The sequence below is a fragment of the Variovorax glucosi genome (assembly GCF_051216695.1).
In the GTDB taxonomy this organism is placed as follows: Bacteria; Pseudomonadota; Gammaproteobacteria; order Burkholderiales; family Burkholderiaceae_C; genus Variovorax.
Map to the genome: position 1 here is coordinate 1 of NZ_JBPJZE010000433.1, position 1,018 is coordinate 1,018.

The window sequence follows — 1,018 nt, forward strand, 5'->3', positions numbered from 1 at the left end:
ATGCCCGCGCTCGCCCTGATCTTCAACGCCTTCGTCTGGGGCGTTTCATGGTTCCCCTTCCGCCAGATCGCAAGCCACGGCATGCATCCGCTGTGGGCCACCTGCCTCATCTACCTGGCCATCGCGGTCGTGATGGGCCTCATGCGCCGGCACGCGTGGAAGGGCTTTGCGGCCTTTCCGATGCTGGCGGTGCTGGGCTTCGCGGCCGGCTTCACCAACGTGGGTTTCAACTGGGCCGTGACGCAGGGCGACGTGGTGCGCGTGGTGCTGCTGTTCTATCTGATGCCGCTGTGGAGCGTGCTGCTGGGCTGGCTGCTGCTGGGCGAGCGGCCGACCGGCGGCGCGCTCGCGCGCGTGGCGCTGGCGCTGACCGGCGTGGTGGTGGTACTGAAGGCGCCGGGCGCCGACTGGCCGGTGCCGTCGAGCCTGCCCGACTGGCTTGGGGTGGCGGCGGGCTTCGGCTTTGCTGTTACCAACATCGCGCTGCGCCATCTGCGGCAGGCCCCGGGCGAGTCGCGCGCGCTGGCAATGTTCTGCGGCTGCGCCTTCGTGGCCGGCGTCACGGCACTGGGTGGCACCGCGCTCGGCGCATTCGATTCGCCGCTGCACGCCTCGCCGGGCTGGCTTGGCTGGGCGGTGCCGCTGGGCATCGCGTTCGTCTTCGCCAATGTGTGCCTGCAGTACGGCGCAGCCCGGCTCGCGGCTGCCGCAACCTCGGTGATCATGCTGTCGGAGGTGCTGTTCGCGAGCGTGTCGTCGGTGGCGCTGGGCGCGGCCGAGATGAGCCCGCGCATCCTCGCCGGCGGCGCGCTGATCGTGCTGGGCGCCGTCTGGGCGGCGTTTGCACGAACGCCCGCGCGGCGCGATGATCGCGCCTCTTCTCCCATCTGAGGAACAACAGCATGACCAGCGTCTACGACTTCGAGGCCAACCAGATCGACGGCAAGCCGGTGAAGCTTTCCGCCTTCAAGGGCAAGGTGCTGCTGATCGTCAACACCGCCAGCAAATGCGGCTTCAC

At 69.3% G+C, this 1,018-nt stretch carries 1 protein-coding gene and 1 pseudogene; both read left to right on the forward strand.

The features are described from left to right. On the forward strand, positions 1-891 hold an 891-nt coding region (locus tag ACSFA3_RS26285), incomplete at its 5' end, for a DMT family transporter (protein WP_435471748.1). Positions 892-902: 11 nt separating this feature from the next. Beyond that, a pseudogene (locus tag ACSFA3_RS26290) lies at positions 903-1,018 on the forward strand (glutathione peroxidase); the annotation flags it as partial.